Raw genomic sequence first — 25,228 nt, forward strand, 5'->3', positions numbered from 1 at the left:
AGAGGACTGTGCAGTGGCGGACGAGGTCGCGAAGGCTGTCGAGGAGTGCGCGCGTGCGGCGAAGCGCGCGGCACCATCCATCGCCGCTGTGCCGGACGCGTCGATCGATGCCGCACTAAGCGCGATGGCCGATCACCTGGTGGCCAACCGCTCCGCTGTGCTCGAAGCCAACGGCGAGGACGTGACGAAGGCGCGAGCGGACGGGATGAGCGCGGGCCTGCTCGACCGGCTGACCATTACCGACGAGCGGCTCACCGGCATGGCCGACCAACTTCGGTTGCTCGCGGGTGCACCTCACCAGGAACGCTCGGTCCCGGTGGCCGCGCTGGCCGATGGTCTGCGGCTGGTCGAGCGGCGCAGGCCCGTGGGTGTGATCGGAGCGAACTACGAGGCGAGGCCGAACGTGACGGTCGACGTCGCTTCCCAACTGATCAAGTCCCGTAACGCCGGGGTGCTGCGCACGGGCTCCGCCGCGCTCGGTTCCGCGCAACGGCTGCTGGATGTGGTGGTGGCCCCGGCGCTCGTCGAGGCCGGGATCGATGTGGCCGCGATCCAATTGGTGCCCAGGGCCGAGCGGGAGGCCGCGGCGGCTTTGGTGCGGCTTCCGAACCTGGTCCCGCTGGTGATCTTGCGGGGAAGCGGTGACAGCACGCGTGCGCTGGCCACCGAGGCGGCGACTCACGGGGTGCGCACGCTTGCCCACGCCGACGGCGGCGGGGTGCTGTACGTGGACGCCGCAGCCGACGTGGAGAAGGTGCGCTCGCTGGTCGCCGAAAGCCTCGATCGGCTCGGCGTGTGTAACCGGCTGAACCTGCTGCTGATTCATTCCTCGATACACGACCGGGTGTGGCCTGGGCTGTCCGAGGCGCTCGAAAACCGGGGCGTGCGAGCATCGTTGCCGCCGCACGACCACCCGATCGGCTACGAGTGGGCGCTGGATTCCGAGCGGGAGGCCACGGTCACCGTGGCTCGGGTCGACAGTTTGGCCGAGGCGGTCGCGGTCGCCAACGAGGAGACGTCTGGGCTCGCGGCGGGTATCGCCACCGAGGACGAGTCGGCCGCGCAGGCGTTCTTCGACGGCTACCAGGGCACCGGGGTGTTCTGGAACGCCACCACCCGGTTGCTTGACGGGTTCAAGCTGCTCGGGGTTCCGGAGACCGGCATCAACATCGACAGGGTGCCTGGACCGCGCGGACCGGTCACCTACACCGACCTCTACGTGAGGCAGTACGCGGTGCTGCCCGACCGGTCGTGAACCAGTCGGGCGAGCACACTTTGCCCCGCTGGGGCGGCGGGCGGTCGAGGTGGCTGGTGCGGACGAGCGGCAGCGAGGTAGCGGTCAGTCGCGCCCTGGTGCGACGGCCGCATCGGACTCCCGCACGTCCAGCCCGAGCATGGCGAGCAGGTGCTGGCAGTCCTTGGCGTCCATGGAGTGGCCTGCCACCGTGCGGGCCGCGAGGCCGCGTACCCGCTCCAGGTGCTCTTCGTGCGCCGCTCGGGCGCGGGCTACTCGTGCCGGGGTCGGGCCGGTGTCACGAACGGTCGTCATGCGGCTCCCTCCCGCCCTGCCGGCAAGACCGGTGGGCCGGGTTGTCGAGAACGACGCGGCTCGGGGTGCCGACATACAGGAGGCTCTCGACAGCCAGACCCTACCGTGATCCGGCGGCCGGGCGATACGGGTCGGCACGCCCGCGCGACGGCCGGGTACCGTCGGGGACTGCCCCTGCCTGGGTGGTGCCAGGGCCGTGGCACCACCGTGAAATCTTCTCAGGACCAGGAGGCCGATCATGGTCGCGAACGCGACGGAGCAGTTGAACCAGGCAGATAGCCCGGCAGACAACGCCGCGGAGAACGCGGCGGAGAACGCGGCGGAGAACGCCGCGGAGAACGCGGCAGAGCAGATCACCGGGTTCGCAGACCTTGGGCTGCGGCCGGAGCTGCTGCGGGCGCTGTCCGAACTCGGCTACGAGGAGCCGACCCCGATCCAGCTCGCCGCCATCCCCACAGTGCTCCAGGGTCGGGACCTGGTGGGGCAGGCGGCGACGGGCACGGGTAAGACGGCGGCGTTCGCGCTGCCGGTGCTGCAGCGGCTGCCCGACGGCGACCGTGGCAAGGCGCCGTCGGCACTGGTGCTCGTGCCGACCAGGGAACTGGCCGCGCAGGTCTGCGAGGCGATGTACCGCTACGGGCACCATCTTGGCGCGCGGGTCGTGCCCATCTACGGTGGCCAGCCGATGGGCAGGCAACTGCGGGCGCTGGAACAGGGTGTCGACGTGGTGGTGGCCACACCCGGCAGGGCGTTGGACCATCTCGGGCGCGGCACGCTGTCGCTGGCCGAGTTGCGGACGGTGGTGCTTGACGAGGCCGACGAGATGCTCGACATGGGCTTCGCCGAGGACATCGAGGCGATCCTGCAGGAAAGCCCCGAGCAACGGCAGACCATGCTCTTCTCGGCGACGATCCCACCGCGCATCGCCGGGATGGTGCGTCGCCACTTGCGCGAGCCCGCTCGCATCGAGCTGGGCCGCGAAAGCTCCACCCGTGGTGAGGCGTCGCTGATCAGGCAGAGCGCCTACGTCGTGCCCAGGGGACACAAACCGGCCGCGCTCGGCCGAGTGCTCGACGTCGAGGCGCCCACCGCCGCCGTGGTGTTCTGCCGCACGCGCGAGGAGGTCGACCGGCTCACCGAGACACTGAACGGCCGCGGCTACCGCGCGGAGGCGCTACATGGCGGGATGGACCAGCCGCAGCGTGACCGCGTGGTGGCGCGGCTGCGTGGCGGCGCAGCCGACCTGGTCGTGGCCACCGACGTGGCCGCGCGCGGGCTGGACATCGAGCAGCTCACCCATGTCGTCAATTACGACGTGCCCAGTGCGCCCGACGTCTACGTCCACCGCATCGGCCGGGTCGGTCGCGCGGGCAGGGAGGGTTCCGCGATCACTCTCGCCGAACCCCGTGAGCACCGGATGCTCAAGACGATCGAGCGGGTGACCGGGCAGCGGCTGGTGGTGGAGAAACTGCCCACCGTGGCCGACCTGCGCGCCCGGCGGCTGGAGCTGACGAGGGCGGCACTGCGGGAAACCCTGCTCTCGGGCGATCTCGACCGCTATCGCGGTGCCGTCGAGCCGCTGGCGGAGGAGTTCGACCTGCTCGAGGTTGCACTCGCCGCCGTCAAGCTTGCTCACGAGGCCTCCGGTGCCACCGAGGAGGAGGAGATCCCCGAGGTGGAACTCAGGTCGCGGGACACCCGACAGGACGGCCGAGGCCGTCGCGCGCAGGGCGGCGGCCGCGAGCAGCGCCGAGGCAAGCCCGCCGCCGAGGGTATGACCCGGTTGTTCGTCGGGCTGGGCCGCACGGCCGGTGTGCGCCCGCAGGACCTGGTCGGTGCGATCGCGGGGGAGTCGCGGCTGCGCGGCAGGGACGTGGGCGCCATCGAGATCGCGGACCGGTTCTCGCTGGTGGACGTGCCCGCCGGTGCGGCGGACGACGTGATAGCCGCACTGCGCGGCAGCAGCATCAAGGGTCGGAAGGCGACCGTTCGTCGGGAGCGGCAGCGCGCGAGGTAGCGGCGAGGTCGCGCGCCCTGCGCAGCGCGGCCGAGCGCACCCGGTTGTAGCCGCGCACCGAAACCGGGCGGCGGGTGCGTAGCTCGTACTCCGGCACCCGCGCCAACTCGGTGGCCAGCTCCCGGTCCACGAGCACCGTCCCGGGGCGTGCCATGGAGGTCAGCCTGCTCGCCAGGTTGACCACGGACCCGTAGACGTCGCCGAACCTGCTGAGCACCCGACCGGCCGCGAGCCCGGCCCGTACCGGCGGTAACCGCTCGTCCGCGCTGGTGCGCTCTGCCAGCGACAGCGCGACCTCGGCGGCTTCAACGGGGGAGTCACTCACGAACAGCACCTCGTCGCCGATCATCTTCACCACTCGCCCGCGGTGTTCGGCGATCAGCTCGGTGGCCAGTGCCTCGAAACGCTCCAACACCTCGCCCAGCTCCGCCTCGTCGACCCGCCGGGTCATCCGGGTGTAGCCGACCATGTCGACGAACCCGACCACCTGGGCGCGCGACTCCAGGTCCTCGTCCGCGGCGAGCGCGCGTCCCGCGTAGGCGGCCAGGTGTCTGCGCCAGACGAAGTTCTGCACCCGTTCCAGCTCGGGCAGCAGTCGCCGCACCAGATCGACGAGTTGTTGCTCGTCGGCGGCCAGTTCCGGGTGCTGCTCGATCAGTGACCACAGCAGCTGCGACTGCCACTCGGCCAACCGCGAAAGGTGCAGCCCGACGGTTCTGGCCACGGCCGTTTCCAGGTCGCGATGCAGCAGCCCGGTACCGATCAGCCGGTCGGTCGTGCGCACGGCTTCCACGTCGGCGTCGGTGAACACCACCTCGTCGTCACCGACCGAGGCGAAGCCCAGCGCCTGCCACAACTTGCGCGATCGCTCCTGCGCAACGCCTGCCCGCTGCGCGACCTCCAGGCGGGTGTATTTGCGCTCGCCGCCGAGCAGCATGCCTTCGAGCCGCCGTTGGAGCGAGTGGTCCGTCATCAGGTCATCAGGTGGTGTGCACGATCAGCACGTCGACGCCGGACTTGCGCGCGACCTCGGAGGGAACCGAGCCGAGGATGCGGCCTGCGAGGGTGTTGAGTCCGCGGTTGCCGACCACGAGCAGGTCCGCCGAGCGGTCTCGAGCCACCTTGCGAAGCGACTCCACGGGTTCGCCGCGTACCGGGACCGTCTCGATGCGGGCCGCGCCCGCCTTCACCGCGCGGTCGCGGGCGGTCTGCAGCGTGTCCTCGGCGGGGGTTGAGCCGACGACCTGGTATGCCTCGTCGCGCAGCACTTCCTGTGCCCTGTCGACCTCGTCCTGGCTTGCTGGGTAGTAGGCGCACGCGATCACCAGCGTCGCGCCGGAGTCGGCGGCCACGGCGGCGGCGCGGTCGACGGCGGCCAGCGAGGAATCGGAACCATCGGTACCGACGACGATGGTCTGATAGGCGGCCATCCGGATCCTCCAAGAAGGTGCTCGAGCCGGGTATGTGAGCAGACAGTAGCGGCTCGAGCGGCCAGGCGCAGCAGTTACCTACTCACGAGTTGGTTTCGCGCCCGCGGTGGCTGCCTCTCGCTGTTGGGGCCCGGTACCGTCACGTGCACCGTCCTCCTCGGCGCCCGCGCCCTCGGCGGTGGGCCGGTCGATACCCAGCGCCGACTCGGCGTCGGCCAGCACGGCGCGGGCTGCCCGCACCTGCTCCGCGATCTTGGCGCGCAGTGCCCGCAGTGTCTCCACTTTCTCGGTGGCCTCGCCGACAAGGCGGTCGGCCTCCTCGGTCGCTTCCCGGACGCGGCGGGTCGCCTCTTCGGAAGCTTCGGCGACACGTGCGTTGGCCTCGCTGATCGAGTCCTGCTTGCGGCGGTTGGCGTCCTCGATCGACTCCCTGCGCCGTCGCTCGATCTCGGCGTTGGCCTTGGCCTGTTCATCGGCCACCTCGGCCCTGATCGCGGCGGCCTCCTCGGTGGCCTCGCGCACCCTGCGGTCGGCCTCCGCCTTGCTCGCCGCCTCCTGCTCGGCGAGCTCACGCATCGACTCGGTGCGCCGCGTCGCCATCGCGATCTCGAAGTCTTCCTCGACCCGAGCCCGTCGCTGCTCGGCCTCCTTGTCGAGGCGTTCGCGTTCGGCCTGCGCGGCCGCGGTGATGCGGTTGGCCTCAGCCCGCGCGTCCTCGAGCACCTTGCGATGCTCGGCCTCCATCTCTCTGCGGCGTTCGGACAGCTCTGTCAGTAGCTGCTCGTACCTGGCCCGCATGGAGCTGGCGTCGGATTCGGCCTTTGCCCGGATATGTCCGGCTTCGGCCTCCGCGCGTGCTTTGGTGTCACTTGCCTCTTCCTGCGCCAGCCGCAACATTCGTTGCAGGCGCTCGGAAAGACCCTCGATCGTGGTGGGCGGCTGGGCGAGTCGTTCCACCTGCCCTCGCAGGTCGTCGATCTCGATGCGCGCGGCCTCGAGCTGCCTCGCCAGATCGCCCGCCTGCGAGATGGCAGCGTCGCGATCGGACACAAGCATCTTGATGTCGGCGTCCAGCCGTTCCAGATGCTCGTCGACCTGAGCGCGGCTGTACCCGCGCTTCTCGAAGTCGAAGCCGGCTCCCAGCGGCACGAGCTCCCGTTCCTCGCCAAGGCTCATGACCCCACCCTAACGGGAGCCCCCGGTTACACGCCTCGGAACGTCCGGATGCGGTCGAGGTGTCGCGCTCGCTTCTCTTCGTCGCGGACTCCGAGCCCTTCCTCCGGTGCCAGGCACAGCACGCCGACCTTGCCCTGGTGCAGGTTCTTGTGCACGTCGAAGGCGGCCTGGCCGGTCTGGGTGAGCGGGTAGGTCTTGGAAAGGGTCGGATGGATGTGTCCCTTGTCGATGAGCCGGTTGGCCTCCCACGACTCGCGATAGTTGGCGAAGTGCGAGCCGATGATCCGCTTGAGGTTCATCCACAGGTACCTGTTGTCGTAGGTGTGCAGGTAGCCGGAGGTCGACGCGCACGTCACGATCGTGCCGCCCTTACGTGCGGCATACACCGAAGCGCCGAAGGTTTCCCTTCCGGGATGCTCGAACACGATGTCGGGGTCCTCGCCTCCGGTCAGCTCGCGGATGCGCGCGCCGAACCGCTGCCACTCCTTGGGGTCCGGGGTCTGCTCGTCCTTCCAGAACCGGTAACCCTCCGCATTACGGTCGATGACCAGTTCGGCACCCATCCGCCTACACAGCTGCGCCTTCTCCAGGCTTGACACCACGCACACCGGGATGGCTCCACCGTTCAACGCGTACTGGGTGGCGTAGGAACCCAGCCCGCCGGAGGCTCCCCAGATCAGCACGACGTCACCCTGCTTCATGTCCGCGCCGTTGCGGGAAACCAGTTGCCGGTAGGCGGTGGAGTTGACCAGACCAGGGCTGGCCGCCTCCTCCCAGGTCAGGTGCTTGGGCTTGGGCATCAACTGGTTCGCCTTCACCAGGGCGATCTCGGCAAGGCCTCCGAAGTTGGTTTCGAAACCCCAGATGCGCTGCTCGGTGTCGAGCATCGTGTCGTCGTGGCCCTCCGGGCCCTCCAGTTCCACGTTCAGGCAGTGGGCCACCACCTCCTGGCCCGGTCGCCACTTGTGGACGCCCGGCCCGGTACGCAGCACCACGCCGGACAGATCGGAACCGACGACGTGGTAGGGCAGGTCGTGGCGCTTGGCGAGTTCGGAGAGCTTGCCGTAGCGCTGCAGGAACTTGAACGTGGGCAGCGGCTCGAAGATCGAGGTCCACACCGTGTTGTAGTTGATCGCGCTGGCCATAACCGCGACCAGGGCCTCGCCCGGGCCCAGTTCCGGCACGTCCACCTCGTCGATGTGCAGTGACTTTCGCGGGTCCTTCTCCTTGCTCGGCAGTCCGTCGAACATCTCGACGTCCTCGGCGTGCACGGTGACGCCCCGGTAGGACCGCGGCATCGGCAGGCCCGCGACGGCGTCGAGGTCTCCTGCCAGGATGGCCTGCTGGATCTCGGTGAGTGCGTTGGCCATGGTGGTACCTCCGTGCCGGTCCGGGAAGGGCTTGCCGACAGAAATTACTGGCCGGTAACCGGTCGCACAACCGTAGATGGCACGAGCGGGTGGTCCGCAAGGAGTGAGCTTGGGCACGGTAGGAGCTTCTCGCCGGCACATCTTGACCGGCCGGCCAATCAAGGCGCACCATTGACGTACGGACCGCGAGACACACGGTTCGGCTCGCAGGAGGTGATCACGATGGCTCGGACATCGGTACGTCCTTGGACGCGGCCACACGACTGGGCGGAAGTCGTGCTCGGTGTTGTGTTGGCTGTCTCTCCGCTGTGGTTCGACACCAATACGGCGGCGTTGTGGACGATGATCGTTCTCGGTGCGCTGATCGCGCTCGACGGGCTCGCCTCGCTGGCGAGGCCGGGCATGGTCTACGGGGAGGGCATCCAGATCGTGCTGGGCGCGCTGGCCTTCATCTCCCCGTGGGTGATGGGTTACACCGAGCTGACCGGCGCCGCGTGGACGTCGTGGATCGTCGGCGCGTTGACGGTGATCGCAGGCGCCGCGGCGCTCCCCGTCGCCAACGCCGCACACCGCACGGCCGGACAGCACTGACAGCACCGGCGGTCCTGACGGTCTTCGACGACATCGACACACACTGGCCCACGACGTGGCCTCGCCAGGCAACGTCGTGGGCCGCCCGTGGCTTGTGCGGCGCAGTATCGTGAGACGCGCCCCGAAGTAGCAGGTGACGACAGGGGGCTGGACGTTCGAAAGGAGGAGCGGTGGCCAAGAAGATGGCCAAGAACGGCGACGATCCTTCCGCCAGGGAACGCATCCTCCTCGCCGCGGAGCGGCTGTTCGCCGAACTCGGCTTCGACGCCACACCCACCTCCCGCATCGCGGAGGTCGCAGGTGTGCCAAAGGGCCTGGTGCACTACTATTTCCGGCGCAAACGGGACCTGCTGACCGCACTGGTGGAGCGGCTGCCGGACGAGCGCATCGAGCCTGCCGCCGTGGTGGTGCCCGGCGACATCGCCGAGAGCCTGCGCAGGCTGGTCGCGGAACTCGACCGGCGACTGTCGGCCTCCCAGGTGCTGTCGCACCTGTTGTGGAGGGAAGCCGACACCCACCGTGCCGTGCGTGACGCGCTACGCAGCCGCTACGACGTCCTGGTCACCCAGGTGCGCACTGTGATCATCGCCGCGGCTGGCGCCGGCAGCCTCGCGCTGGCCGACGTCGACAGCGCGGCCGCGCTGCTCGCGCTGGCGGTCAGCTACCGGCACTCGGTGGCACGGCACGCCGAGGACACTCCCGAGGGGCCCGAAGAGATGGAGCGCGAACTGACGTTCATCGCCGACGCGCTGACCGCGCGGGCCTGCGCACCGCGGGAATCAGTGCCCAGCAGCGGGCTCGACTAGCTCCACGAGCACGCCACCCGCGTCCTTGGGGTGGACGAAGTTGATCCTGCTGCCCGCGGTGCCGCGCCTGGCCTCCGGGTAGAGCAGCCGCAGCCCCCTCTCCCGCAACACCGCGCTGGCGGCGTCGACGTCGGTGACGCGGTAGGCCAGCTGCTGCAGCCCGGGACCCTGCCGGTCGAGGAACTTCGCGATCGTCGAGTCGTCACGCAGCGGCGCCAGCAACTGCACGGCGGGGCCGCCGCTGTCACCCGGTGCGTGCAGCATGGCCTCCCGCACACCCTGCTCCTCGTTGACCTCGCTGTGGGTGACCTCGAGGCCGAAGTTTTGCTCGTAGAACTCGATGGCCTGGTCGAGATCGGCCACCGCGACGCCGACGTGGTCGATGGTGGTGATGAAGGGCTTCAATGCCTGCCGCATGACACGTCAGGATAGGCGGTGCGCGGTCGCGAGTGGGGTGACTGTGACACCCGCTGCGTTGGGTCGCGGTGATCCCCACCGATGGGCTACCAGTCGGTATCGTCGACTGGGTCGCTCGTGCGGCGAGGCAAGTGCGATGTCGGTTCGCGATGTCGGGTCGATGACAGGAGGCAGCTGTGTCCGGTTCGGTCATTCTTGGTGCCGCGCGCACCCCCATCGGTCGACTGCTCGGCTCCCTGAAGGACTTCTCGGGTGCCCAGCTCGGCGGGTTCGCCATCAAGGCGGCGCTCGAACGTGCGGGCGTGACGCCGGAGTCGGTGCAGTACACGATCATGGGGCAGGTGCTGACCGCTGGCGCGGGCCAGATTCCGGCCAGGCAGGCCGCCGTCGCCGCGGGCATCCCGATGGACGTCCCCGCGCTGACCGTCAACAAGGTCTGCCTTTCCGGCCTGGACGCCATCGCGCTCGCCGACCAGCTCATCCGCGCGGGCGAGTTCGACCTCGTCGTGGCGGGTGGGCAGGAGTCGATGACGCAGGCGCCGCACCTGTTGCCGAAGTCCCGGGCCGGGTTCAAGTACGGCGACGCGACACTGCTGGACCACATGGCCCACGACGGCTTGTTCTGTGCCTTCGACCAGGTGGCGATGGGTGCCTCGACCGAGAAGTACAACGCGCGCTACGGACTCACCCGTGCCGAGCAGGACGAGTTCGCCGCCCGCTCGCACCAGTTGGCGGCCAAGGCCATCGCGGGCGGCGTCTTCGCGGACGAGATCGTCGAGGTGAGCGTTCCTCGGCGTGGCAAGGACCCGGTCGTGTTCGACACCGACGAAGGCGTGCGCGCCGACACCACGGTGGAGGGCCTCGGCAAGCTGCGCCCCGCGTTCGCCGCCGACGGCACCATCACCGCGGGCTCGGCGTCGCAGATCTCCGACGGCGCTGCCGCCGTCGTGGTCGCCAGCAAGGCCAAGGCGGAGGAACTCGGTGTCGAGCCGCTCGCGGAGATCGGCGCCCACGGCGTGGTCGCCGGTCCGGACGCGAGCTTGCATGAACAGCCTGCCAACGCGATCAATGCCGCGCTCGCCAAGGCCGGTCTCGAAGTCGGCGCGCTGGACCTCGTGGAGATCAACGAGGCGTTCGCCGCCGTGGGCCTGGTGTCCGCGCGCGAACTCGGCCTGGACCTGGACCGGGTCAACGTCAACGGCGGTGCCATCGCGCTGGGTCACCCCATCGGGGCATCCGGTGCGCGGCTGGCGGTGCACCTGACCTACGAGCTGCGTCGCCGTGGCGGCGGGCTCGGCGCCGCGGCGCTGTGCGGCGGTGGCGGCCAGGGTGACGCGCTGCTGATCAGGGTGCCCGCGAAGTCGTGAAGGAAGCCGGTGAGAACACCGCGAACGCCACGAACGTCGAGGACCTGATCGCGAGCGCACGGCAGGGGCAGCCCCGCGCCGTCGCGCGGTTGATCTCGCTGGTGGAGCATGCGCACCCGGCGCTTCAGGAGGTCGCGGCCGCGCTCCTGCCGCACACCGGCCGCGCGCACGTGGTGGGGTTGACCGGGCCTCCCGGCGTCGGCAAGTCGACCTCGACCTCGATGCTGGTGTCGGCACTGCGGGCCGACGGCAACCGGGTCGGCGTGCTCGCCGTCGACCCTTCGTCGCCGTTCTCCGGCGGTGCGCTGCTGGGTGACCGGATACGGATGTCCGAGCACGCCACCGACCCGGCGGTGTTCATCCGTTCGATGGCGACGCGCGGTCAGCTCGGTGGCCTGGCCTGGGCGGCGCCGCAGGCGGTCAGGGTGCTCGACGCTGCGGGCTTCGACGTGATTCTCGTGGAGACGGTCGGTGTCGGTCAGTCCGAAGTGGACGTGGTGCGACTGGCAGACACCACCGTGGTGTTGCTGGCGCCCGGGATGGGGGACGGTATCCAGGCGGCCAAGGCCGGGGTGCTGGAGATCGCCGACATCTTCGTGGTGAACAAGGCCGACCGCGACGGTGCCGAGGCCACCGTGCGCGATCTGAGGCAGCTCGTCGCCATGAACCGCAGGGAGGTTCGAGGCGCCTCGTGGCGGCAGCCCGTCGTGCCGACGGCCGCTGTGGACGGCAAGGGCTCAGGGGAGCTGCTCGCCGCGCTGCGCGACCACCTCGGCTGGCTGCGTGAACACGGTGAACTCGACCGCAGGCGGCTGGTACGGGCCCGCGCCGAGGTGGAGGCGATCGCGCTGGACCGGCTGCGGGCCCGGCTCGGCCAGTTGCACGGCGGCGACCGCCTCGACGAGCTCGCTGGCCGTGTCGTCGGCAGGCAGCTCGACCCCTACACGGCCGCCGAGCGGCTGATCACAGACCTGCGTCGGTGAGGGTGTCCAGCAGCGCTCGTACCGTGGGGCCGAACGCGTGCTCGGCCGGAGTCGCGTAGCCCACCAGGATGCCGGCTCCGCGTTGCTGGTTGCCGATCCAGTGTGGACCAAGCGGTTGCAGCGCGAGCGAGTGCCGGTGCGCGGCCGCCAGCACGGCCTGCTCGTCCGGTCCTGACTCGGGAAGCATCAGCAGCAGCTGGACCCCCGCGGATATCCCGCGTGGGCTCAGTTGCGGCGGGAGCCGCGCGAGCAGTTGGTCGCGTCGCCTGCGGTAGGAAGCCCGGCAGCGGCGGACGTGCCGGTCGTAGGCGCCGGATTCCAGCAGGTCCGCCAGCACGAGCTGTTGCAGCACCGGCGCGCGCCAGCCACTGCGCGCCAGCACCGCCCTGACGGGTTCCACCAGACCGCTCGGCAGTACCAGCCAGCCCAGCCGCAGCCCAGGGGCGAGGGTCTTGCTGGCGGTACCCGCGTAGACGATGTGTTCGGGGGCCAGTGCCTGCACCGCCCCGATGGGGCGCCGGTCGAAGCGGAACTCGCCGTCGTAGTCGTCCTCGATCACGACCGCGTCGCGATCCCGCGCCCACCGTGCAAGGTCGGCACGCCGGTGCGGGGCCAGTGTCACACCGAGCGGGTACTGGTGTGCCGGGGTCACCACGACGGCGGAACTATCCAGTTCGGACACCACGAGTCCGTCGTCGTCGACGGCGACCGGATCGACCCCGAGTCCGGCGGCGGCGGCCAGGTCGCGGAACACCCACAGCGAGGGGTCCTCGAAGGCGATGCTGGACTCACCCAGCTCGCGCAGGGTCGTGCACAGCAGCGAGATCGCGTGCGAGTAGCCGCCGCACACCACGATCCGCTCCGGCTCGGCGACCACGCCCCTGCTGCGGGTGAGGTAGCGGGCCAGGGCGTGGCGCAATTGCTCGACCCCACGTTCCTCGAGGTAACCGAACATCGAGGACGGGGCGTGCTGCAGCACGCGTCTGGTGGCCGAAAGCCACTCGCCCCTGGGAAACATGGAAAGGTTCGGCTGTCCCGGTAGCAGGCTCCACCGAGGTGCGGACTGTTTGGGCGCGGCGGGCGGTACGGAGGGCGGGGACGTGGCCGCCGTCGCCGCCGTCGCCACCGTCGTCGGTGCGCCTTGCCTTGTGCGCAGGTATCCCTCGGCGGCGAGGTCGGTGTACACGCGGGTCACCGTGCCTCGCGCTATGCCGAGGTCGGCGGCGAGCGCTCGGGTGGACGGCAGCATGGCGCCCCGCGGCAGCCGTCCCGCGCGGATGGCAAGCCGCAACGCCTCGGCGAGGCCCGCTCGGCCGGTGTCAGGGTCCCAGTCGAGGTGCACATCCACCCCGGAGCTGGACCATGATTTTCCCATGTGACTGGACCATACTCGTGTGCCAGTTTCTGGATACCGTGTGGGCGTGACGAAGCGGATCCAACTCACCGTGAGTCTGCCGCAGGCCCACCGGCAGGTGCTCGCACTACACAGCACCGTGGAGCAGGCGGCCGCCGACGCCGGGCTCGACCCCGGGCTCGTCGAACTGGTCAAGATCAGGGCCTCCCAGCTCAACGGCTGCGCGTTCTGCGTGGACGCGCACACTCGTGACGCGCGCGAACTCGGCGAGAGTGAACGCAGGATCTACCTGCTGAGCGCGTGGCGAGAGACCGAGCTCTACACCGAAAAGGAGCGCGCGGCGCTGGCGCTGACCGAGGCGATGACGATGCTGCCGAGGGATCAGGACGTGCCGGACGACGTCTACGACCAGGTGACCGCGGTCTTCACCGAGCAGCAGTACGTCGCGCTCGCCTGGGCGGCCACCGTGATCAACACGTGGAACCGGCTCGGGGTGACCAGCCGCAAGCCGCTGCCCGATGTGGCCGCGTGAACGCGACTCGGCTGCGCGCGCTGCACCGGCCCGGCACTGCGCTCGTGCTGCCCAACGCCTGGGACGCCATGAGCGCACGGCTCGTGCAGGACGCGGGCTTTTCGGCCGTGGCGACGAGTTCCGTCGCCGTCGCGGCGGGCCTTGGCTACGCGGACCGCGAACAGGCCCCGCCGGAGGAGATGCTCGCGGCGGCCCGGCGGATGGCGCGTGCGGTCTCCGTGCCGGTGACGGTGGACGCCGAGTCCGGGTACGGGTTGCCACCCGCCGAACTGGCCGAGCGACTACTCGCCGCCGGGGTGGCCGGCTGCAACGTGGAGGACACCGAACATCCCAGCGGCAGGCGCCGCGAACAGGCCGAGCAGGCCGATCTGCTGGCGGCGCTGCGAAGCGCCGCCGGAGCGGAACTGGTGCTCAACGCGCGGATCGACAGTTTCCTCGAAGCAGGCGACGAGTGGGCCGCGCTGCCCGACGCGTTGCGGCGGGCGGAAAGCTACCTCGCCGCGGGGGCCGACTGCGTCTACCCGATCCACATGCGTGACCCCGAAGTCGTCGCCGCCTTCACCGAGCGGTTGCGCCCGGCGGCGGTGAACGTCACCTACCTGCCCGGGATGCCCGACGTCGCCGGTCTCGCGCGGCTGGGAGTAGCCAGGATCTCCTTCGGTGGCGGGCTGCTGGCCGCGACCCGCTCCTGGCTCGGGCGCAGGCTCGCCGACCTCGCCGACGGCACCATGCCGTACTGAACCCCGCACCACAGCCCCGCACCGCCGACAGGGGGTGAGCAAGGGGGCTTCGCCGCACCCCGCTGACGAAGCCCCCTTGCTCCGCATGGACGCTCCACATGGCTGCCGGTCGCGGAACTCGACCCTCGGCGGTCGGGCTTCAGCCGGTCGGTCGCGGCGGTCGGCAGCGGATCACCGTCAGCGGCCCGGAAAGCTCCAGCTGACCGGCGGCGTGTGGAACGACGAGCGTGTCACCTCGCCGCAGCGGGTGCTGCCCGCCGCGCTCGGTGCTCAGTGCGCCCTCGCCCTCCAGGACGACCAGCACGGCGAACGACGGATCAAGTGCCAGTGCCGGGTCAGGACGCAGTTGGTCGGCACGGAAGAACGGCCGCGCCCCGTCCGCGAGCAGGTCCACGGAATGCCCCGGCGCGCCGCCGGTGTGGCGGATCAACGTCGAAAGCCGCTCGGGGTCCCAGCCCGAGTTGTCCAGCGCGTCCAGCGCGGTGTCGAAACCCAGCCCGAGGTGCCCCCTGTCCGGGTCGGCGAGGAAGTCGCGCCATTCCAGCGTGAGAGAGAAGTCGGTGGGCTGCTGCAACTCGACCACGAACACGCCTTCGCCGATCGCGTGCGGCAGGCCCGCCGGGATGTGCACGGTGTCGCCCGGCCGCACCGGCACGGCGTTGAGCGCGGACAGCATCGCGGGCGCGTCCTGTTCACGCACCCACCGCGCGATCACCTCCCGGCTCGTCGTTCGGCGGAATCCGGTGTAGACGGTCGCGTCGGTGGACCGGGTACCCACCACGATCCAGGCCTCGGTCTTACCGAAGTGGGAGTCGAAGTGCCCGCGAGCGAAGTCGTCGTCGGGATGGAAGTGGACCGGCAGCCGCTGGCCCGCGTCGAGCAGCTTGACCAACAGCGCCGTCGAGTCGGCGAACGACTCGACGTGCCGCGCACCGAGCCAGCCGAGCGGATCGGCGCGTACGGCGTCGCGCAGCCAGCGGCCGTCGGGCAACCGCGTCAGCCCCTCGGTTTCCGAGCCGAACCGCGTCGTGGTGGAGGCGACCCAGTCCTCAGGACCGTAGGCGGTGTCCGCTGTCGCGCCGCGTAACTCGGCGATCGCGGCGCCGCCACGGTAGAACTGCGACGGCTGGTTGGCCGGCAGCGCGATCGGCTGGAGTGGTGCGTTCATCTGGAGGAGTCTCTCGCCTTCCCCGGTGACGGCTCGAACCGCCACCGTGAACAAGTCACCGTATGCCTGTGCACGAACCTCGGCCAGGTGTGTCGCGTCGAACATCGCGATTCAGCCAACCGGCACCACGCGGCACGGCGGCGAAGCTAGTCTTCCGGCATGCCACCCACCGCGGCGCTCGCCGTTTCCGACCTGCGCATGTGTTACGGCGATCTCGTCGCTGTCGACGGCGTCTCGTTCGAGGTTACCGAGGGCGAGTTCTTCGGCATTCTCGGTCCCAACGGTGCGGGAAAGACGACCACGCTGGAGATGGCCGAAGGGCTGCGCGAGCCTGACTCCGGGACCGTGCGGCTGCTCGGCAAGTCACCGTGGCCACGTGACCTTACGCTGCTGCCCCGCATCGGTGTACAACTGCAGGCCTCGGCGTTCTTCGAGAAGCTGACCGCCCGCGAGCAACTCGAGACCTTCGGCGCGCTCTACGGGGTCGGTGCGGGCCGGGTGGACGAGATGCTTGACCTGGTGGGCCTTTCGGACAAGGCGGGAACGCCGGAGGCGAAACTGTCCGGCGGGCAACGGCAGCGGCTGTCCATCGCCTGCGCACTGGTGCACGACCCCGACATCGTCTTCCTCGACGAGCCCACCGCCGCGCTCGACCCGCAGGCGCGCCGCAACCTGTGGGACGTGCTGCGAGAGATCCAGACCCGGGGCAAGACCATCATCTACACCACGCACTACCTCGACGAAGCCGAGGTGCTCTGCGACCGCGTCGCGATCATGGATCACGGCCGAATCCTGGCGATGGACGCGCCCGCCCGGCTGGTACGTGACCTCGACGCCGCGACCCACGTGATCCTCGAGCGCGGCGCGCTGCCCGCGTCCCAAGCGGGCACGCTGCCCGGAGCCGACCACGTTACCGCCGACGAGTTGTCGCTGACCATTTCCACGCGCGACCCCGCGCCGCTGCTGGCCGCGCTCGCCGAGCGCGGCACCCTGGGCGGGCTACAGGTGCGCACGGCCACCCTCGAGGACGTCTTCCTCGAGCTGACAGGCAGGGAGTATCGCGCGTGACCATCACCGAAACCCGAAACCCGCCCCGGCGCGCCGCCCCTGCCCGGCCACCCGCCACGCCGTTTCGCGCGCTGTCCGGGGCGATGTTCAAGGGCTTCGTTCGCGACAAGGCGACGCTGTTCTTCACGTTCCTGATGCCGCTGATGTTCCTCACCATCTTCGGGCTGATCTTCAGCGGCGGCGAAACGTCCCGCACCGAGCTCGGCGTGGTCGGCCAGGGACCGGTCATCACCGCGCTGGAGGACTCCGGCGCGCTGGAGCTGACCCGTCTCGACGACGCGGGCGCGGCGCAGGAACAGGTGCGCTCGGGTGAGCTGCCCGCCTACGTCGAGCAGCGCGGCGACACGATCACGCTGCGGTTCGCCGCCAGCGATCAGAACCGGGCAGGCGCCGTGCGCGCCATCGTGGACGGGGTGGTGAACAGGGCCAACATCGCCGCCACCGGGCAGCCGCCCACCTTCACCCTGGACGCTGCACAGGTCGAGGACAGCTCACTGCAGCCCATCCAGTACATGGTTCCGGGCATCCTTTCCTGGGCCGTGTCGATCGCCGCGGTGTTCGGTGCCGCGCTGACGTTCGTGAGCTGGCGGCGCAAGCAGGTGCTTCGCAGGCTGTGGCTCGCGCCGGTGCGGCCGCACACGGTTCTCAGTTCCCGCCTTCTCGTCTCACTCGGTGTCGCGCTGCTGCAGTTCGCCGTGTTCGTCGGCATCGGAGTGCTTCCGATCTTCGGGTTGCGGCTGACCGGCCAGTGGTGGTTGGCGATCCCGTTGCTGCTGCTTGGCACACTGGCGTTCTTCTCCATCGGCATGCTCGTCGGCGCCTTCTGCAAGACGGAGGAGGCCGCAAGCGGCGTGGCGAACCTGATCACCCTGCCGATGGCCTTCCTGTCCGGCACCTTCTTCCCGATCGACGCCGCACCCGCGTGGCTGCGGACCGTCTCGCAGGCGTTCCCCATGCGTCACCTCACCGACGGCATGCTGGACGTGATGGTGCGCGGGCAGGGTGCCTCCGCGCTGCTGGTTCCCGCGCTCGTCCTCGTGGCCTTCACCGCCGTCGCGGGGCTCGTCGCGGGCAAGGTGTTCCGCTGGGAGGAGTGAGACGTGAGCATGCTCACCGGCCCCCGAGGGTCCGGTGAGCGTCGTCACGGCCCACACTGGTATCACGACGTCCGACAGCGTGGTTGACGTGATGACCAGTTACCAGTCCCACCGCTGAGGAACCCGGGCGGTTCGGTACTCGAGGAGGAATCGTTGTCGAACAAGGCTGCCGTCTTGTTCCGTGTTGTCGCGGTCGCCGAGGCGTTTTCCTGGGCAGGCCTGCTGATCGGCATGTTCTTCAAGTACGTCGTGGAACTCGGTGAGGGCGGCGTGCCGGTACTGGGCATGGTGCACGGCGTGCTGTTCATGCTCTACGTGACCGTCACCCTCGCGGTGGCCCGTCAGCTGGGCTGGCGGCCCGCGACGCTCGTCGCGGCGCTGCTCGCGGCCGTCCCCCCGCTGTTCACCTGGTTGTTCGAGCGGTGGGCGCTGCGCAGGGGCAAGCTAGACGGCCCGCAGCGGCTGCGCTACGGCGGTACCGGCCTCATCGTGGCCAAGGGCAACGGCAGGGAGTACGCCAACACCGTGGGCGCCTGAGGCCGGACGGCGTTCGGCGGCGCTCAGTCAGCGGCGCTCAGTCGGTGGCGCTCAGTCCACGAAGTCGCCCGCCGCCTTACGCACCTTGGTCAGCAGTTCGGTGAGCTGCTCGGTCTGCTTCGCGGTGAGGCCCTTCATACCGAAGTCGATGGCGGTCACCGCTTTGGTCGCCTCCTCGCGCCGTTGCCTTCCTTCGTCGGTGATCTCCACCAGAGTGGTGCGCCGGTCCGTCGGGTGCGGGACCCGCTTGACGAGGCCGTCCTTCTCCAGGCGGTCGACGATGTTGGTGACGCTGGTGGGGTGTAGCTGCAACCGCTCGCCCATCACTCGCATCGCCAGCGTCGAGCTACGTGCGAAGGTCAACAGCACGAGCGCCTCGTAGCGCGCGAAGGTCAGCCCGTGCGGCTTCAGCGCACCGTCGACGGCGGATTGGACGATCTGCTGGACCCGCATCAGGCCGGTGACGGCTGCCATGGTTGTCGAGGGCCCGATGCGGTCCTCCCACAGCTGCGCCGCGCGCGCGATCGGGTCGAACGGCAACGGACGGTTCATGGGCCTCGAAGTTAGCAGCGATCGTCGGCAAGCTGGGGGCGGGTCGGCCTCGACCCCGCACCGTCGGCGCGTCTACGGAGGCAGTCATGATCGTGGCATTCAGTGTGAGTCCGTCCGGAACGGACACCGGCGCAGGGGTGAGCGAGGCGGTCGCTCGCGCCGTGCGGATCGTGCGGGAGTCCGGGCTGCCCAACGAGACCAACGCGATGTTCACCAATGTCGAGGGCGAGTGGGACGAGGTGATGGAAGTGGTCAAGCGCGCCGTGCAGGCGGCGGGCGAGGGGGCCTCCAGGGTGAGCCTGGTGCTCAAGGCCGACATCAGGCCCGGCCACACCGGCCAGCTCGGCGCGAAGGTGGACCGTGTCGAGCAGCGGCTGAACGAGTCCTGACGGGTGCGCGGTGGTGGCCGAACGCACCCACGCGGTCACGAGCGGCGACCTGCGATGAACTGGCGCGGCGTCCGTGCCAGGATGGAGCCGTGACACAGCCACGCGGATCAGCCAACTCACCAGCCGTGTCCGCCGCGCTCTCCGGAGCCGTCGATCTCTCCGGGCTCAAGGCGCGCGCCGACGCGGCACGACAGCAGCCGAGTCAGGGCGGCCGACCCGCCGCAGGCGGAGCGGTCATCGACGTCACCGAGGCGACGTTCCAGGCCGAAGTCGTGGAACGCTCGCTTCAGCAACTGGTCGTCGTCGATCTGTGGGCGGACTGGTGCGGGCCCTGCAAGCAGCTCAGCCCGGTACTGGAGAAGCTGGCCGCCGAGAGCAACGGCGCGTGGGTGCTCGCCAAGATCGACGTGGATGCCAACCCGCGGATCTCGCAACTCTTCGGCGTGCAGTCCATCCCCACCGTCGTCGCGATCGCAGGCGGGCAGCCGGTGGACGCCTTCTCGGGCGCGCAGCCGGAGCCGCAGTTGCGGCAGTGGATCGGCCAGTTGCTGGAAGCGCTCAAGGACAAGCTGCCCGGTGCGCAGGCGGCGCAGCAGGCGGGCGGCGAGGACGGCGAGCCACCGCAGGACCCCCGCTTCGTCGAGGCGGAGGACGCCTTCGAGCGCGGTGACTTCGCAGAGGCGGAGGCCGCCTACCGACGCATCCTTGACAGCGAGCCGGGTAACGAGCAGGCGAAAGCGGCGCTCGTGCAGGCGCGCTTCGCCGCGCGTGCCGCCGACACGGACCCGTCCGCGGTCGCAAGGGCCGACGCGGCGCCCGACGACCTCGACGCCCAGTTCGCCGCCGCCGATCACGAGGTGGCGGTCGGGCAGGTGGAAAGCGGTTTCGGCAGGCTCGTGGCCGCCGTGCGCCGCACGGCGGGCGAGGACCGCAACCGCGTGCGCGAGCACCTGGTGGGGCTGTTCGAACTGTTCGATCCCGCCGACGAGCGTGTGATCAAGGCGCGCAGGGATCTGGCGAGCGCGCTGTACTGAGTCTCGTGCCGACCTGGGGCGGCGCCGTGCTCGCCCCGGCCGCCGCCGAGGCGAGCACGGCCGTGGCGGGGTCAGCTGTAGGTGCGGGTGCAGACCTGCGAGCCCTGCAGGTAGCCCTGCCGCAACGACTCCACCCTGGCGAACCCGTTGGCGACCCGGTGCCCGTTGAGGTCGGCGGCGACGAGACTGCGGGGTTGCAGTAGTTCGGCGATGGCCTCGTCGAGGTCACCCGGTGACAGCCGCAGTACGTTGTCGTGGTCGTCGCCGCTGATCGCGCCTGCCCACGCCCCGACGAGGCAGGACGTGCGCAGCCCCGCGTTGGCGTTGTCCACCGGCGCGCCGACCTCGTGCTGGATGCCCTGCACGTACCGTGAGGCGATCTCGGCGAACGCGGCGAAGTCACCGAGGCCACCGTCGGATTCTGTCCCCCTGAACTCGGCCTCCCTGTCGATCGGCTGGCCGAAGTCCGCCAGCGTGGCCAGGTCGATGCCGACCGTGTTGCCTTCGGGGCAGTAGGAGGCCGGCGCGGTGTCGGGTCCATCCGGGCAGGAACCACCGTTGTCAACGATCTTCGGGGTCTCCACCTGCGCCCCCGCGAAAGCCTGGTCGAGGCTGCGCTGCAGCAAAGCCACGGTCTCCTCACTGATTCGCAGATCGCCGCCGCTGGAGTCGTTGGGGTCGAACGGCTGCTCGGTGATCCGTGAGTCGACCTCGGCCTGGTCGATGTCCGTGCATTTCACCGCACCCTGCTCGAAGCCGAGCTGGAAGGCGTAGGTGCGGTCGAACGCGGTGCCGTGCGCGCTGGCCTCCGCTGCCGACTGGCCGGGCTCGTCGCGGATGAAGAACAGCGACGCCATCACCTGGTTGAGCCCCTCGGAGGTGGAAACGGTGAAGTACTTGCTGTTGTCCTCGGCCATCCAACGGAAGTAGGCCCCGGTGAAGCAGTCTGCCTGCTGCTCCTTCACGATCGTGGAGGTCTGCTCGTCGACCCCGGCGCGCTCGCCGAGCCGGTACTGCACAGCGTGCCCGTACTCGTGGCCGAGCACGGTGACGATCGCCATCGGCCCGAACCGCTCGCGAAGCAGCGGCAGCAGCATGCCCCTGTCCCAGGCGACGAGGTCCTCGGGAGGGCAGTAGAACGCGTTCATGGCGGCGTCTGCCGTGGTGGCCCCGCACACCTCGATCTCGTCGGACTCGGGGTCGTACGACAGCAGGGAGCGCACCGGCCGGAACTGCTGCCCGAAATGTCTCGGGAACAACTGGGTCCAGTAGTCACTGACGTCCGCGATCGCGGCTACGGCGAATTTGTCCTCCTGGCTGCCGGAGACGTTGCGCACCGTCAGCCGGGGTGTGGGTGCGTCCGGTTTGAACCCGCTCTCGAAGTGGGTGACAGGCAGTCCCGCGATGTCGCCGACGGTCTGCAGCTTGCCAGGAGTCTCGGTGCCACATGCCGTGGCCAGCAGCGCGACACTGGCGAGGGTGGCGATGACGATGGTTCTCCACGGGCGCGATGCGCCACGTCCCCCAAAGCGGTCCATGGCGGCACACTACCGAACCCGGTTGCCCGGCTATCGTCGATCAGCATGAGAGCAGTCCGCCGGTTCACCGTGCGCGCGAGCGTGCCAGAGGAGTTGACGGGCCTGACGGCGCTGGCGACCAACTTGCGATGGACATGGCATCCGCCCACGCGAGACTTGTTCGCCTCCATGGACGACGCGCTGTTTCGGCGTATCCGCGACCCGCTGCGGATGCTGACGGCCGTGCCCGCGAGCAGGCTGCGGGAGTTGGCGGCCGACGAGTCGTTCCTGACCAAGACCCAGAAGGCGACCCAGGATCTGCATCGCTACCTCACCGAGCCGCGCTGGTACCAGCGCAGGGCCGCGGAGCGGGCCGAACAGGGCGACACCGACGACACCGACGACACCGACACCGAGGAGCGCTTCCCCGCCGCTGTCGCCTACTTCTCGATGGAGTTCGGGGTACACGAGGCGCTGCCCAACTACTCCGGCGGGCTGGGTGTGCTGGCAGGGGATCACCTCAAGGCTGCCTCGGACCTCGGTGTGCCGATGATCGGTGTCGGCCCGCTGTACCGCGCGGGCTACTTCCGGCAGTCGCTCTCGCTGGACGGCTGGCAGGTCGAGCACTACCCGGTGATCGACCCGAGCGGGCTGCCGCTGGAACTGCTCACCGAGCCGTCCGGTGAGCCGGTGTTCGTGCACGTCGCGATGCCGGGAGGTAGGGACCTGCACGCCCAGATCTGGCTCGCGCGGGTTGGCAGGGTGCCGCTGCTGCTGCTCGACACAGACGTCGACGGCAACGACGACGACCTGCGCGGCGTCACCGACCGGCTCTACGGCGGCGACGCCGACCACCGCATCCGCCAGGAGATCCTCGCGGGCATCGGCGGTATGCGCGCGGTGCGCCGCTACTGCGAGCTGACCGGGCACCCGCAGCCGGAGGTGTTCCACACCAACGAGGGCCACGCGGGCTTCCTCGGCCTGGAACGGGCACGTGAGGTGCTCGCCGAGGGCTCACTCACCCTCGACGAGGCGCTGCCCGCCGTGCGCGCGGGCACCGTGTTCACCACCCACACCCCCGTCTCCGCCGGTATCGACCGGTTTCCCGTCGACCTGGTGCAGCACTACTTCGGCGACGGCAGGCTGCTGCCGGGCGTCGACGTGCGCAGGGTGCTGGCGCTCGGCGCCGAGGACAACCCCGGCATGTTCAACATGGCGCACATGGGGCTGCGGCTGGCGCAGCGTGCCAACGGCGTGTCCGCGCTGCACGGGCGGGTCTCGCGTCGGATGTTCTCGAAACTGTGGCCCGGCTTCGACACCGAGGAGGTGCCGCTGCGCTCGGTCACCAACGGTGTGCACGGTCCGACGTGGGTGGCTCGGGAGATGAGCGCACTGCTCGGCGGCAGCGACGAGGAGTGGGGGCACGACGGCGACGCCTCCGGCATCGACAGCAGCGTGACCGACGAGCAACTGTGGGCGCTGCGGCGGGAACTGCGGGGAAACCTGATCGCGGAGGTGCGCCGCAGGGCGCGCGACGCCTGGCTGCAGCGGGGTGCCTCGGCTCTCGAGCTTGGCTGGACGGAGCGGATCTTCGACCCCGACGTGCTCACCGTCGGATTCGCCAGGCGGGTGCCCACCTACAAGCGGCTGACGCTGATGCTGCGCGACCCGGAGCGGCTGCGGGCGCTGCTGCTCGACGAACGCCGCCCGATCCAGATCGTGGTCGCAGGCAAGTCGCATCCGGCCGACGAGGGCGGAAAGGCGCTCATCCAACAGATCGTTCGGTTCGTGGACGACCCGGCCGTGCGCGAGCGGATGGTGTTCCTTCCCGACTACGGCATGTCGATGGCGCGCTACCTCTACCGGGGTTGCGACGTGTGGCTGAACAACCCGACCCGGCCGTTGGAGGCGTGCGGCACATCCGGCATGAAGGCGGCGCTGAACGGGTGTCTCAACCTTTCCATCAGGGACGGCTGGTGGGACGAGTACTACGACGGCAGCAACGGGTGGGCCATCCCGACCGCCGACGGTGTCACCGACCCGTTGCTGCGTGACGACCTCGAAGCCGCGGCCCTTTACGACCTGTTGGGCCAGCAGATCGCGCCGTTGTTCTACGACCGCGACGACAAGGGAGTGCCGCGCGGCTGGCTGTCGATGATCTGGCACACCCTGCGCACGCTCGGTCCCAGCGTGCAGGCCTCGCGGATGGTGCGCGAGTACGTCGACTCCTACTACCTGCCTGCCGCGGCAAAGGTGCGGGCGGCCGCCGATCACGACTACGCGGGTGCCCGCTCGCTCGCCGCCTACCGCACCAGGCTCGACACCCACTGGCCCCGGGTGCGGATCGCCGACACCGAACTGGCGGTCGAGGCCGACTCGCTGGTCGTGGGCGAGGAGGTGACCGTGCGTGCCAAGGTGGATCTCGCCGGCCTCGACGATTCCGAAGTGGAGGTCCAGGCCGTTGTCGGCAGGGTCGGCGACACCGATGATCTGCTGGACACGGTGACGGTGCCGATGCGGCCGCAGGGGCGAGGAGAGTTCGCCGCGGGACTGCGGCTGCCGCACGCGGGTTCGCTGGGGTACACGGTGCGGGTGCTGCCGAAGCACCGGCTGCTGGCCAGTCCCGTCGAGCTCGGCAAGGTGGTGCCTGCCTAACCAGGCCCATCGCCCGGCGCGCGGGCGAGTCGGTGACAATGGCCGGGTGAACGACGTGGTGGCTGCGGACGACCTTGCCGATCTCGTGATCCACGCCAGCGGGGTGGAGGTGCGGCGTGGGGGCAACAAGCTACTCACCGACCTCGACTGGGCGGTCGAGTTGGACGAGCGCTGGGTGGTGCTAGGCCCGAACGGCGCGGGCAAGACCACCCTGCTTCGGCTGGCCGCCGCCGAGCTGCACCCCACGAGCGGCACGGTGCACGTGCTCGGCGAACAGCTCGGCCGGGTCAATGTCTTCGACCTGCGCACGCGGATCGGGTTCACCTCGGCTGCCGTCCACGGCCGGGTACCACCGCAGGAGCGGGTACGTGACATCGTACTCAGCGCGGGCTATGCCGTGCTCGGCCGCTGGAAGGAATCCTACGACCGCATGGACACCGACCGCGCCGACGAGCTGCTCGCCACACTGGGCATCAGCCACCTGGCGGAGCGCGCTTTCGGCACGTTGTCCGAGGGCGAACGCAAGCGCACCCTGATCGCCAGGTCGTTGATGACCGACCCGGAGCTACTGCTGCTCGACGAGCCCGCCGCGGGCCTCGACCTCGGCGGCAGGGAGGATCTGGTGGCACGGCTTTCGGCGCTGGCGCTGGACCCTGACGCGCCCGCGATGGTGCTTGTCACTCATCACGTCGAGGAGATCCCGCCCGGCTTCACCCACGCGCTGCTGCTCTCGCACGGGCGGACGGTCGCTTCCGGACTTCTCGACGATGTGTTGACCAGCGAGAACCTGTCCGAGGCTTTCGGGCAGGACCTGTTGCTGGAACGCTTCGGCGACCGGTTCTTCGCCCGGCGCCGGTAACTCGTTCTACCGCCCGGTAA

25 protein-coding genes are annotated in these 25,228 nt (G+C 69.9%); 15 read left to right on the top strand and 10 right to left on the bottom strand.

The window, feature by feature from the left end; genetic code table 11:
• The first annotated feature begins 13 nt into the window (after positions 1-13).
• Complete coding sequence (locus FHU38_RS06970; RefSeq protein ID WP_167167844.1) at positions 14-1,255, top strand: aldehyde dehydrogenase family protein; 1,242 nt, start codon at positions 14-16, stop codon at positions 1,253-1,255.
• 84 nt (positions 1,256-1,339) lie between these two features.
• Here the strand turns inward: FHU38_RS06970 and FHU38_RS06975 are convergent, their stop codons facing one another.
• Positions 1,340-1,549, bottom strand: coding sequence for a hypothetical protein (locus FHU38_RS06975; protein ID WP_167165467.1), 210 nt, complete (start codon positions 1,547-1,549; stop codon positions 1,340-1,342).
• Positions 1,550-1,787: 238 nt separating this feature from the next.
• On the opposite strand from FHU38_RS06975, the gene FHU38_RS06980 reads away from it, so the two are divergent.
• On the top strand, positions 1,788-3,566 hold the full coding sequence (locus FHU38_RS06980) for a DEAD/DEAH box helicase (protein WP_243852207.1): 1,779 nt from the start codon (positions 1,788-1,790) through the stop codon (positions 3,564-3,566).
• Here FHU38_RS06980 and FHU38_RS06985 read toward each other — a convergent pair.
• From FHU38_RS06985 to ccrA, 4 genes are all read right to left on the bottom strand, one after another.
• Complete coding sequence (locus tag FHU38_RS06985) at positions 3,517-4,539, bottom strand: adenylate/guanylate cyclase domain-containing protein (RefSeq protein ID WP_167167847.1); 1,023 nt, start codon at positions 4,537-4,539, stop codon at positions 3,517-3,519. The two genes, FHU38_RS06980 and FHU38_RS06985, sit on opposite strands and share 50 nt — an antisense overlap.
• 7 nt (positions 4,540-4,546) lie before the next feature.
• Positions 4,547-4,996 (bottom strand): universal stress protein, encoded by a 450-nt coding sequence (locus tag FHU38_RS06990; protein WP_167167850.1) that lies wholly within the window; start codon positions 4,994-4,996, stop codon positions 4,547-4,549.
• 78 nt (positions 4,997-5,074) lie between these two features.
• Positions 5,075-6,172 carry a DivIVA domain-containing protein gene (locus tag FHU38_RS06995; RefSeq protein ID WP_167167853.1) on the bottom strand — a complete coding sequence of 366 codons (1,098 nt, stop codon included), beginning with the start codon at positions 6,170-6,172 and terminating at the stop codon, positions 5,075-5,077.
• Between the two features lie 26 nt (positions 6,173-6,198).
• Positions 6,199-7,542 carry a crotonyl-CoA carboxylase/reductase gene (ccrA, locus tag FHU38_RS07000; RefSeq protein WP_167167856.1) on the bottom strand — a complete coding sequence of 448 codons (1,344 nt, stop codon included), beginning with the start codon at positions 7,540-7,542 and terminating at the stop codon, positions 6,199-6,201.
• 222 nt (positions 7,543-7,764) lie between these two features.
• On the opposite strand from ccrA, the gene FHU38_RS07005 reads away from it, so the two are divergent.
• The gene (locus FHU38_RS07005; RefSeq protein WP_167167859.1) at positions 7,765-8,133 is read left to right on the top strand and encodes an SPW repeat protein; all 369 of its coding nucleotides are present in this window, start codon (positions 7,765-7,767) and stop codon (positions 8,131-8,133) included.
• Between the two features lie 182 nt (positions 8,134-8,315).
• Complete coding sequence (locus FHU38_RS07010; protein WP_167175700.1) at positions 8,316-8,939, top strand: TetR/AcrR family transcriptional regulator; 624 nt, start codon at positions 8,316-8,318, stop codon at positions 8,937-8,939.
• On the opposite strand, the gene mce is transcribed toward FHU38_RS07010, so the two are convergent.
• On the bottom strand, positions 8,913-9,356 hold the full coding sequence (mce, locus tag FHU38_RS07015) for a methylmalonyl-CoA epimerase (protein ID WP_167167862.1): 444 nt from the start codon (positions 9,354-9,356) through the stop codon (positions 8,913-8,915). The genes FHU38_RS07010 and mce overlap by 27 nt on opposite strands.
• A gap of 176 nt (positions 9,357-9,532) precedes the next feature.
• Here mce and FHU38_RS07020 point away from each other — a divergent pair, with 176 nt between their 5' ends.
• Positions 9,533-10,723, top strand: a complete 1,191-nt coding sequence (locus FHU38_RS07020; protein ID WP_167167866.1) for an acetyl-CoA C-acetyltransferase — start codon at positions 9,533-9,535, stop codon at positions 10,721-10,723.
• Entirely contained in the window at positions 10,720-11,706 is a 987-nt protein-coding gene (meaB, locus tag FHU38_RS07025; RefSeq protein WP_167167869.1) for a methylmalonyl Co-A mutase-associated GTPase MeaB, read from the top strand. The genes FHU38_RS07020 and meaB overlap by 4 nt, the downstream gene beginning before the upstream one ends.
• On the opposite strand, the gene pdxR is transcribed toward meaB, so the two are convergent.
• Positions 11,687-13,081: a MocR-like pyridoxine biosynthesis transcription factor PdxR gene (pdxR, locus tag FHU38_RS07030; protein ID WP_167167872.1), complete on the bottom strand. Its 1,395-nt coding sequence runs from the start codon at positions 13,079-13,081 to the stop codon at positions 11,687-11,689. The two genes, meaB and pdxR, sit on opposite strands and share 20 nt — an antisense overlap.
• 40 nt (positions 13,082-13,121) lie before the next feature.
• Here pdxR and FHU38_RS07035 point away from each other — a divergent pair, with 40 nt between their 5' ends.
• Both FHU38_RS07035 and FHU38_RS07040 read left to right on the top strand, forming a co-directional pair.
• A complete protein-coding gene (locus FHU38_RS07035; RefSeq protein WP_313886686.1) occupies positions 13,122-13,592 on the top strand; it encodes a carboxymuconolactone decarboxylase family protein in 471 nt (156 codons plus the stop codon).
• Positions 13,589-14,332 (top strand): isocitrate lyase/PEP mutase family protein, encoded by a 744-nt coding sequence (locus tag FHU38_RS07040; protein WP_167167878.1) that lies wholly within the window; start codon positions 13,589-13,591, stop codon positions 14,330-14,332. Before FHU38_RS07035 ends, FHU38_RS07040 begins: the two co-directional genes overlap by 4 nt.
• Before the next feature lie 139 nt (positions 14,333-14,471).
• Here FHU38_RS07040 and FHU38_RS07045 read toward each other — a convergent pair whose 3' ends face one another.
• Entirely contained in the window at positions 14,472-15,500 is a 1,029-nt protein-coding gene (locus tag FHU38_RS07045) for a class I mannose-6-phosphate isomerase (RefSeq protein WP_167167881.1), read from the bottom strand.
• Positions 15,501-15,659: 159 nt separating this feature from the next.
• On the opposite strand from FHU38_RS07045, the gene FHU38_RS07050 reads away from it, so the two are divergent.
• The 3 genes from FHU38_RS07050 to FHU38_RS07060 all read left to right on the top strand — a co-directional run bounded on the left by FHU38_RS07050 (position 15,660) and on the right by FHU38_RS07060 (position 18,202).
• Positions 15,660-16,568, top strand: a complete 909-nt coding sequence (locus tag FHU38_RS07050) for an ABC transporter ATP-binding protein (RefSeq protein ID WP_167167884.1) — start codon at positions 15,660-15,662, stop codon at positions 16,566-16,568.
• Positions 16,565-17,665, top strand: a complete 1,101-nt coding sequence (locus FHU38_RS07055) for an ABC transporter permease (RefSeq protein ID WP_167167887.1) — start codon at positions 16,565-16,567, stop codon at positions 17,663-17,665. Before FHU38_RS07050 ends, FHU38_RS07055 begins: the two co-directional genes overlap by 4 nt.
• Before the next feature lie 153 nt (positions 17,666-17,818).
• Entirely contained in the window at positions 17,819-18,202 is a 384-nt protein-coding gene (locus FHU38_RS07060) for a DUF3817 domain-containing protein (RefSeq protein WP_167167890.1), read from the top strand.
• 51 nt (positions 18,203-18,253) lie between these two features.
• Here FHU38_RS07060 and FHU38_RS07065 read toward each other — a convergent pair whose 3' ends face one another.
• Positions 18,254-18,754, bottom strand: coding sequence for a MarR family winged helix-turn-helix transcriptional regulator (locus FHU38_RS07065; RefSeq protein WP_167167893.1), 501 nt, complete (start codon positions 18,752-18,754; stop codon positions 18,254-18,256).
• Positions 18,755-18,840: 86 nt separating this feature from the next.
• Between FHU38_RS07065 and FHU38_RS07070 the strand changes: the two genes are divergently transcribed.
• Positions 18,841-19,143, top strand: a complete 303-nt coding sequence (locus FHU38_RS07070) for an MTH1187 family thiamine-binding protein (RefSeq protein WP_167167896.1) — start codon at positions 18,841-18,843, stop codon at positions 19,141-19,143.
• Between the two features lie 125 nt (positions 19,144-19,268).
• On the top strand, positions 19,269-20,177 hold the full coding sequence (gene trxA / locus FHU38_RS07075) for a thioredoxin (protein WP_167175701.1): 909 nt from the start codon (positions 19,269-19,271) through the stop codon (positions 20,175-20,177).
• A gap of 71 nt (positions 20,178-20,248) precedes the next feature.
• On the opposite strand, the gene FHU38_RS07080 is transcribed toward trxA, so the two are convergent.
• Positions 20,249-21,715 carry a neutral zinc metallopeptidase gene (locus FHU38_RS07080; protein WP_167167899.1) on the bottom strand — a complete coding sequence of 489 codons (1,467 nt, stop codon included), beginning with the start codon at positions 21,713-21,715 and terminating at the stop codon, positions 20,249-20,251.
• 45 nt (positions 21,716-21,760) lie between these two features.
• On the opposite strand from FHU38_RS07080, the gene glgP reads away from it, so the two are divergent.
• Both glgP and FHU38_RS07090 read left to right on the top strand, forming a co-directional pair.
• Complete coding sequence (glgP, locus tag FHU38_RS07085; RefSeq protein WP_167167902.1) at positions 21,761-24,349, top strand: alpha-glucan family phosphorylase; 2,589 nt, start codon at positions 21,761-21,763, stop codon at positions 24,347-24,349.
• A gap of 46 nt (positions 24,350-24,395) precedes the next feature.
• Complete coding sequence (locus tag FHU38_RS07090) at positions 24,396-25,208, top strand: ABC transporter ATP-binding protein (RefSeq protein ID WP_167167905.1); 813 nt, start codon at positions 24,396-24,398, stop codon at positions 25,206-25,208.
• Positions 25,209-25,228 lie beyond the last annotated feature (20 nt).

Source organism: Saccharomonospora amisosensis (assembly GCF_011761185.1).
Classification (GTDB): Bacteria; Actinomycetota; Actinomycetes; order Mycobacteriales; family Pseudonocardiaceae; genus Saccharomonospora_A; species Saccharomonospora_A amisosensis.